Source organism: Pseudomonas yamanorum (assembly GCF_013386765.1).
GTDB lineage: Bacteria > Pseudomonadota > Gammaproteobacteria > Pseudomonadales > Pseudomonadaceae > Aquipseudomonas > Aquipseudomonas yamanorum_A.
Map to the genome: position 1 here is coordinate 1 of NZ_JACARE010000048.1, position 8,593 is coordinate 8,593.

An 8,593-nucleotide genomic window follows, 5' to 3' on the forward strand; every position below is an offset into this window, starting at 1 on the left:
CGGAGCGGGTAAACCGGCAGGACGCCGGTTTAGCCGCGACGGGGCAGGGACGCCCCGTCGCGGCGGCCCGCGGAGTAATGCCGGAGTGCGGGCACACCGAGCCTAGGCGAGGTGCCGAGTGGTGGGGCAAGAGCGTTTTGCTTACTTTTGCGCTTTTCAAAAGTGAGCCGCTGTAAGAGCGGAACCAATATCAGACATCACCCAAATAACGGATATACCCCCAACATCAGCAAAACCTCAAGGCCTCACCCGCGCCACCCGCCACACCTTGTTCCCCACATCATCCGCCACCAGCAAAGCCCCCTGCCCGTCCAGCGCAACGCCCACCGGACGCCCCTGAGCCTCCCCATCCCCATTCAAAAACCCCGTGAGAAAGTCAACCGGTACCCCCGAAGGCTTGCCTTCCTTGAAGGGAACAAACACCACCTTATACCCCGCCTGCGGATTACGATTCCACGACCCATGCTCCCCCACAAACACCCCATCAGCGAACGCAGCAGGCATCCCCCGAGCATCAGAAAAGGCCAACCCCAACGGCGCAACATGCGTCCCCAGCGCATAGTCCGGCGCAATCGCCTGGGCAACCTTGTCCGGCCGCGGCGGCTGCACCCGGCTATCAACGTGAGCCCCGTAATAACTCCAAGGCCAACCATAGAACGCGCCATCCTGCACCGACGTCAGATAATCCGGCACCAGGTCACTGCCAATCTCATCCCGCTCGTTGACCACCGTCCACAATTGCGTAGAGCCAGGCTTCCACGCCAGACCATTGGGGTTACGCAACCCACTGGCAAACAGCCGCTTCTGGCCACTGCCCAGGTCCACCTCCCAGATCGCCGCACGCCCGTCCTCGGCTTCCAGCCCGTTCTCCCCCACATTGCTATTGGACCCCACGGTCACGTAAAGCTGGGTGCCCTGAGGATTGGCGAGCACGTTTTTGGTCCAGTGATGATTGATCCCGGCCGGCAGATCGGTGACCTTCACCGGGACCGCGTCAATGTGAGTCTGCCCCCGCACATAAGGCACCTTGACCACCGCATCGGCATTCCCGATGTACAACTCATCCCCCACCAACGCCATGCCGAACGGCGAGGTCAGGCCATCGAGAAAGACACTCTTCACCTCGGCATGCCCATCGCCATCGGCGTCCCGCAGCAGCGTAATACGATCGGCACTCGGCGCGTCGGCACCCACCCGGCCCATCACAAACCCCATCGCGGTACGACGCGCCCAGGCGAGCAAACCCGTGCCGCCGTCGGTGGCGCCTTCAGGCATGGGCGGATGGTTACTCTCGGCCACCAGCACGTCACCGTTGGGCAAGGTGTACACCCAGCGCGGATGATCAAGGTTTTCGGCCAACGCCGTTACCGTGAACCCTTCGGGTGCCGTGGGCTGGGCATTGCCGGGCCAACCGACGGCCTTGGACACCTTGAGCGTCGGGATCAGCGAGGTGGTGGGCTCGGGCAATTGCGGGCTTGGCCCCACACCGGCCTGAAACGGCAGTTTGGAAGACTCACCACAGGCACTGAGAACAGCCGTGGTGGTGATCAGCAGCGCAAGGCGGCTTGGTACATTCATCGGAAAACCTCGGGACAGCCCAGCAGTGGGCAAACAAAATCCCGACGGAGTATTGCGTCATTCCCCGGCACCAAACACCGCCTTCCACGCAATTGAGTTTTAACCCTGTCGCACGAGTGGCCCTGCCGCATTCCTCAGGCGCGCCAAGGCCCCAACGCCAGGCTATAGGGAGAAAACCCCTCGAACTGCCAACGCAACGCCAGCGCCGCCTCCCGCCGAACCACATGCTCCACAGTCACGCGCCACAACCGCTCCGCCCCTTCGAACGTGGCCAACTCAGCCCCACCCAGAATCACCTCCGCCCGCCCGGCCACCTGCAACACATCCCCCGACGCAAAATCCACAAACAACAACCCCGCAATCGGGTTGAGCTGCAAATTGCCCAAGGTGTTGAAAAACGAGTTGCCGGTAAAGTCCGGAATCGTCAGCACATTTGCGTCTACCCGCACAAACCCGCGGTTGCCGCCCCGGTGCGAAACGTCCACCGAACGCTTGGCCGCATCCCCCTCAAGCTCCACATAACTGGCGACGAAGAAGGTGTCGGCATTACGAATCGCTGCTCGATCCGCCTCTTCAAGGGAATGGGCACGCTGCACCAAACCTGCAGCAGAGCGCGGCCCCGAGCCCTCAGGATCCACCGCACGCAGTTGAATGTACTTCGGGCAATTACCAAAGGTATGCACCACATCCACGGCAAAACCATCGACACCCGCCGTGCCCACAACCCCGTTCATGCGATTGCGCCGGCGTGTATTCAGATCTATGCCCAACAGCCCCACCGCCGCGCCTTTTTTCAAGCCGGCTGCGGCGGGATCACCCACGGCTGGCAGGCTGTCGATGCGCAACCGGTAAGGGTCCGGCGAGTACACAAACCCCGGCGCGCCCTCCAGCAGCGTGGCCCAGGGAAGTCCCTGATCATCCACGGTACCCACCACCAGATAGGGCAATAATTCATAGAAGGCCCGATGCTGTTCCGGCAGGTGATCGCGTATGACCTTGGCGCCGATCACCTCCATGCGCTCGGCCACGCCGGCACTCTGCTGCAACTGCCGCTCGCCGGCATGCCATGGCGAGACGGGGGACGCGTCCTGGTGATTCATGATCAAGCCCTCGGTGGATGAAACGCCGGATGTTCACGCAACGCCGCCACGCTGAAATCGACAAAACTGCGCACCCGCATCGACGCGTTGCGCCCTTCGCGGTAGACCACATGCACCGGCAGCGGCGGCGGTTCAAAGGCCTGTAATGCCCGGCGCAATTGACCGCTCGCCAGGTGTTCGTGGAGCGGATAACTCAGGCACCGGACCAACCCGGCACCTTGCACCGCCGCATTGATCGCACCCTGCACCGTGGTACACGCGAGGCGCGCACGGGCCTTGATGCTGGAGCCTTGGAAATCCCACTGCACCCACTCCGAATACGCCTGGGTTGCGACCAGCCGATGCTGCTTGAGCGCCTCGGGGTGCCGCGGCTCGCCATGGTTCTGCAGATAGCCGGGGCTGGCACAGACGATGTTGCGCACATGGCCCACAGGCCTTGCAATCAGGGATGACTCGGGCAGTTCTCCCACCACAACCGCCACGTCCAGCCCCTCTTCATTCAGGTTCGGATAATGGTCGTGGTAGTGGGCAAACACCCTCACCCCGGGATAACGCTCCAGGTAGTCGGCCAACAAGGGCGCCATCACATAACGGCTGAACAGAAACGGGAAAAACACCCGCAGGTTGCCTTCAGCCTGCGCATGCGCGCCCTTGGCGGAGGCTTCGGCGGCGCTCACGCCGTCGAGGATCCGCGAACAGTCCGCCATGAACCTCACGCCCGCTTCGGTGAGGCGAATGCCCCGGGGGCTGCGCTGTACCAATGGCACCCGCAAGCGTGCCTCCAGCCGGGCAATTGCACGAATCACCGTAGGCCCCGAGATGCCCAGGAAACGACCAGCCGAGGCCAGGCTCGGCTGCCGGGACAGCGCCTGGAATATCTGCATGTCGCGATAGCGGTCCATCACGCAGGCCGCTTTATCGCTGGATTGAGCGCTGCATCCTGCCCCAGCCGACTGACCAGGAAGTCCACGAAGGTGTTGATTTTCGCCGGCACCCGGGCGCTGTTCTGGAACACCACATGGATCGGCAAGGCCGGCGGTTCGAAGTCTTGCAGGATGATTTCCAGTGCGCCTGCACGCACATCGCTGGCCACCTGATAAGACAGCACCCGCGTGACGCCCCAGCCCAGGCGCGCCAGGTTGATCGCCGCGTTGTTGGCGGTGACCACCAGGCGTGGATCAACCGCCACATTCAATGGCTGGCCGCCTTCGATGAATTGCCATTCACTGACCAATTGGCTGGAAGACGACGTGACAATCTTCGCCTCCCGCAGTTGCCCCGGGTGCAGTGGCCGGCCATGCCGTTCAAGGTAGGCCGGCGCGGCGCAGACCACACGGCGCACCTCGCCGACCTTGATCGCCTGCTGTCCGGTCTCCTGCAAGTGCCCGATGCGCACCGCTACATCCACGCCTTCATCGGTCATGTTGACCACGCGATCCACCAGCAGGGCGTTGATGTTGACCTGGGCAAACAGGTCCAGGTATTCACCGAGGACCGGCGCGACGAACAATTCGCCGAACAACACCGGCGCGGTAACCGTCAGGTGCCCCCACGGCACCGAGAAGCTGCCGGCCGCCGCCTCTTCTGCCTCCGTCAGCTCTGCCAGGATGCGCCGGCAATCGTCCAGGTAACGCTGGCCGGCCTCGCTCAAGTGCAGGCTGCGGGTAGTGCGCGAGAGCAACTGCGTGCCGATACGCGCCTCCATCGCCGCAATGGCGCGGGTCACGCTGGGGGGCGAGATGTTCAGGCGCCGGGCCGCAGCGGCAAAGCCCTGTTCTTCGGCGACGGCGAGGAATATCTGCATTTCCTGGAAACGGTCCATGGGGCCCCTTTAATCGAATGTCATACGCCAACCCTGTGGTTTGGGAGCGGTTGTGGCGAGGGAGCTTGCTCCCGCTGGAGTGCGCAGCGCTCCTATCTTTTTCTGGGGCTGCTTCGCAGCCCGGCGGGAGCAAGCTCCCTCGCCACAAAAACCTTTAATCCTTTGTTAAGCCTACGGCCGTGCGCTGCATGCCGACAAACCCCGGCAGCGCCTCGATGCTGCCCAGCCAGGCACGAACGTGCGGGTAGTCATCCAGCGCGACGTTACCTTCCGGGGCATGGGCGATGTAGGTGTAGTGCGCGATGTCGGCAATCGACGGCTGGTCACCGACAAGGAAGCGGCTCTGCGCCAACTGTTGCTCCACCACATTGAGGAAGGCATGGGAGCGGCGGATGGCTGCCTCGGCATCCAGCGCCGCGCCAAACACCGTGACCAATCGGGCGGCAGCCGGGCCGACGTGCAGTGGCCCCGCCGCAGCCGAGAGCCAACGCTGCACCCGGGCCTGGGCCAAGGGCGCGGTCGGCAGCCACTGGGTGTTGCCATAGCGGCCGGCGAGGTACACCAGGATCGCGTTGGAGTCCGCCAGCACTACGCCGTCGTCATCGATCACCGGCACCTGGCCGAAGCTGTTGAGGGTGGCCAGGAACTCGGGAGTCTTGTGCGCGCCCTGCTTCAGGTCGACCAGCACCAATTCGGCGGGCACGCCCAGCAGCGACAGCATCAGCTCGACCCGGTGGGAATGGCCAGACAAGGGGTAACGGTACAGTTTGATCATGACAGGCTCCGCGGTGTGCCAGGGACTCGACCCGGTGATCGGGCCAATGACGCCTATCTTCCGCCGCTACGGCCCACAGCAGAATAGCCAGCTTTTGCAATCCAGCATTTCACCGGGTGAAACAATCACTCGCCAAACAACTCGCCGATCAGATTGAACACGGTGGTTTTCACCGCGCTGTCCAGTTCAGTCCACGCCAGCCCGGTACGGGCCTGGAATGTCCCCAGTTCAAGATGCCTGGATACGCAATTGGCCGGCAGCGCCCGGGCGGCCTGCTGCGGCAGCACACCGACGCCCAGGCCGGCGGAGACCAGCGCGAGCATGGTGGTGAACTCCCCAAGTTCAGAGGCGATCTCCAAAGGCACACCCACGGTCTGGACGAACTCGTCGTAGAACCCCGGGGCATAGCGCCGGGCCAGGATGAACACCGGCACCTTGAGCAAGTCGGCTGGCTGAACGATGTGCTGGGCCGCCAACGGATGGTCGGCGGGCAACGCCACCACAAAGCTTTCCTGCAACACCGGGCGGGTTTGCACGCCGGGATAGGCCGCCGGCAAGCGCATCAGGCCAAAATCCAGCTGGCCGTTTTTCAACGCGCCGGCCTGGTCCGGACCGGGCATGTCCTTGAGTTCCAGTTCGATTCGCGGATAACGCTGGTGCACCGCACGAATCAATTCAGGCAACAACTGCGGCAACACCGAGGAGACAAACCCCAGGCGCACCCGACCAATCTCCCCACGGTTCGACGCTCGGGCAGCATCGGCGGCGCGGGCGGCCTGGTGCAGGGTGGCCTGGGCTTCAGGCAGAAACACCCGCCCGGCTTCCGTCAGCGTCACCGAGTGCCGGTTGCGGTCAAGCAGGCGCACGCCCAGGCCGCCTTCGAGCAGTTTGATCTGCATGCTCAGCGCCGGCTGCACGATCGACAACTGCGCGGCTGCCCGGCCGAAATGCAGTTCCTGGGCGAGCACGACAAAGGCGCGCAGGTGCTTGAGTTCCATCAGAAGGCTCCGGTTATCACGATTCTTGATCACCCGATCACAAATGAAAATTGGACGCCGGGCCACGGCTACGGTGAAGTAAGGCCTGCCATACACGATATGACAGGCTCTGGCCTATCACAATGAGCACAGGATCGGCCTGCCTGGATTGAGATTGCTGATCACCTGGAGATCCAGCCATGCAAAGCGTTTTAGACAGCTTCCGCCTCGACGGCCGCCTGGCCCTGGTTACCGGCTCCAGCGCCGGTATAGGCCTGGCCATCGCCCGAGGCCTGGCCCAGGCCGGCGCGCGGGTGGTGCTCAACGGGCGCAACCGCAGCACCTTGCGTGACAGTGCCGCACTGCTGGCGGCGGAAGGCCTGGAGGTGCACACCCAGGCGTTTGACGTCACAGACGGTGCCGCAGTGCTGGCCGCCGTGGCGGATATCGAAGAGCGCCTGGGTGCGCTGGACATCCTCGTCAACAACGCCGGCATGCAACGGCGCGGGCCGCTGGAGGACTACAGCGAAACCCACTGGCGCGAGTTGATGAGCACCAACCTGGACAGCGCCTTCCTCGTCGGCCAGGCCGTGGCCCGGGCGATGATCCCGCGCAAGCGGGGGCGCATCATCAATATCTGCTCGGTGCAAAGCGAGCTGGGCCGCCCGGGCATCGCCCCCTATGCTGCCAGCAAAGGCGCGCTGAAGATGCTCACCAAAGGCATGGCCATCGACTGGGGCCCACACGGGTTGACCATCAACGGCATCGGCCCCGGCTATTTCAAGACCGAACTGAACGCCAATTTGGTGGCCAACCCCGAGTTCAGCGACTGGCTGGTGCAACGCACGCCGAGCCGGCGCTGGGGTGACGTGGCCGAACTGGCGGGCGCTGCCGTGTTCCTGGCCAGCGACGCGGCGAGTTTCGTCAACGGTCATATCCTGTACGTGGACGGTGGCATCACCGCCTCGCTGTAACCCGGAGAATTTCATGCACGCGATTGTCTGCCATGCCTCAAAAGATTTGCGGGTAGAACCTCAAGCCGAACCCCAGGCACTCGCCCCCGACCAGTTGCGGGTGCGCATTGCCCGGGGCGGCATCTGCGGCTCGGACCTGCATTACTACCAGCACGGCGGCTTCGGCACCGTGCGCCTGCGCGAGCCGATGGTGCTGGGCCATGAAGTGTCGGCGGTGATCGAGGCCGTGGGCCGGGAAGACGGACCGTTCAAGGTGGGCCAACGCCTGTCCGTCTCGCCGTCACGGCCTTGCGGCGATTGCCGTTATTGCCATCAAGGGCTGCCGAACCATTGCCTGAACATGCGTTTTTACGGCAGTGCGATGCCCTTCCCTCATGTGCAAGGCGCGTTTCAACAGCGCCTGGTGATCGAGACGCATCAGGCGCACCTGCTGGCCGATCATGTCAGCCTTGCCGAAGGTGCGATGGCGGAACCGTTGTCCGTGGGTTTGCATGCCATCCAACGGGCCGGGGTGGTGTTCGGCAAACGGGTGCTGGTCACCGGCTGCGGGCCCATCGGCAACCTGTTGATCGGCAGCCTGCGGGCGGCGGGTGCGGGAGAGATTGTAGCGGTGGACCTGGCTGCAGGCCCCTTGGCCTGCGCGGAGAAAATGGGCGCCAGCCGCATCCATAATCTGGCGGAAGATGCCGACGCGCTGAAGCGCTACACCGCTGAAAAAGGCTACTTTGATGTGATGTTCGAAGTCTCAGGCAGCGCCCAGGCCTTGCGCAACGGGCTGGAGTGCATGGCCCCGCGCAGCGTGCTGGTGACGGTGGGTTTGGGGGGCGAGGTCTCGCTGCCGTTGAATATGCTGGTGAGCCGGGAGATCGACTTGCGGGGCACCTTTCGCTTCCATTCGGAGTTTGCCCAGGCGGTGGATTTGCTCAACCGCCAGGTGATTGATGTGCGGCCGGTGATCTCTCATACCGTGCCGTTCAGCGAGGCGGTTAAGGCGTTTGAGCTGGCGGCGGATAAAAGCCAGGCGATGAAGGTGTTGCTGGATTTTGGCGTGGGTGATTGAAATCGCCATGGGGCAATAGCACTTCTGTTTTGGAGATGGACCGGGGGCATATCCGTTTTTTGGGTGATGGCTGATATTGGTTCCGCTCTTACAACGGCTCACTTTTGAACAGCGTAAAAGTAAGCATGGGCCTGTCCCGTGACAACGGACGCCAAGAAGCGGGCCGCCGCGACGGGGCGTACCTGCGTTCGGCCAGCGTGGTTTAACGGGGCGCCTAAGATCAAGATCAAGATCAAAAGCCAGAGCACAGCGGCCTACAGGCCGGCTTGAGTGTGGTGAAGCAAAGGCAACATCAAAATCTAAAGCG

The 8,593-nt window shown here is 63.2% G+C and carries 8 protein-coding genes; 2 read left to right on the plus strand and 6 right to left on the minus strand.

From position 1 onward, the window contains the following. Positions 1-237: 237 nt before the first annotated feature. The 6 genes from HX875_RS28570 to HX875_RS28595 all read right to left on the minus strand — a co-directional run bounded on the left by HX875_RS28570 (position 238) and on the right by HX875_RS28595 (position 6,273). Complete coding sequence (locus tag HX875_RS28570; RefSeq protein WP_177047896.1) at positions 238-1,578, minus strand: PQQ-dependent sugar dehydrogenase; 1,341 nt, start codon at positions 1,576-1,578, stop codon at positions 238-240. Positions 1,579-1,712: 134 nt separating this feature from the next. After that, positions 1,713-2,678 (minus strand): pyridoxamine 5'-phosphate oxidase family protein, encoded by a 966-nt coding sequence (locus HX875_RS28575; protein ID WP_177047898.1) that lies wholly within the window; start codon positions 2,676-2,678, stop codon positions 1,713-1,715. A gap of 2 nt (positions 2,679-2,680) precedes the next feature. Beyond that, on the minus strand, positions 2,681-3,580 hold the full coding sequence (locus tag HX875_RS28580; RefSeq protein WP_177047899.1) for a LysR family transcriptional regulator: 900 nt from the start codon (positions 3,578-3,580) through the stop codon (positions 2,681-2,683). Next, complete coding sequence (locus HX875_RS28585; RefSeq protein WP_177047900.1) at positions 3,580-4,500, minus strand: LysR family transcriptional regulator; 921 nt, start codon at positions 4,498-4,500, stop codon at positions 3,580-3,582. Before HX875_RS28585 ends, HX875_RS28580 begins: the two co-directional genes overlap by 1 nt. A gap of 154 nt (positions 4,501-4,654) precedes the next feature. Then, a complete protein-coding gene (locus HX875_RS28590; protein ID WP_177047902.1) occupies positions 4,655-5,275 on the minus strand; it encodes a glutathione S-transferase family protein in 621 nt (206 codons plus the stop codon). Between the two features lie 125 nt (positions 5,276-5,400). Continuing rightward, complete coding sequence (locus HX875_RS28595; protein WP_177047904.1) at positions 5,401-6,273, minus strand: LysR family transcriptional regulator; 873 nt, start codon at positions 6,271-6,273, stop codon at positions 5,401-5,403. A 179-nt stretch (positions 6,274-6,452) separates the two neighbouring features. On the opposite strand from HX875_RS28595, the gene HX875_RS28600 reads away from it, so the two are divergent. Beyond that, positions 6,453-7,226: a glucose 1-dehydrogenase gene (locus tag HX875_RS28600; protein WP_177047905.1), complete on the plus strand. Its 774-nt coding sequence runs from the start codon at positions 6,453-6,455 to the stop codon at positions 7,224-7,226. Between the two features lie 13 nt (positions 7,227-7,239). Next, the gene (locus HX875_RS28605) at positions 7,240-8,286 is read left to right on the plus strand and encodes an L-idonate 5-dehydrogenase (RefSeq protein WP_177047907.1); all 1,047 of its coding nucleotides are present in this window, start codon (positions 7,240-7,242) and stop codon (positions 8,284-8,286) included. Positions 8,287-8,593: the final 307 nt, after the last annotated feature.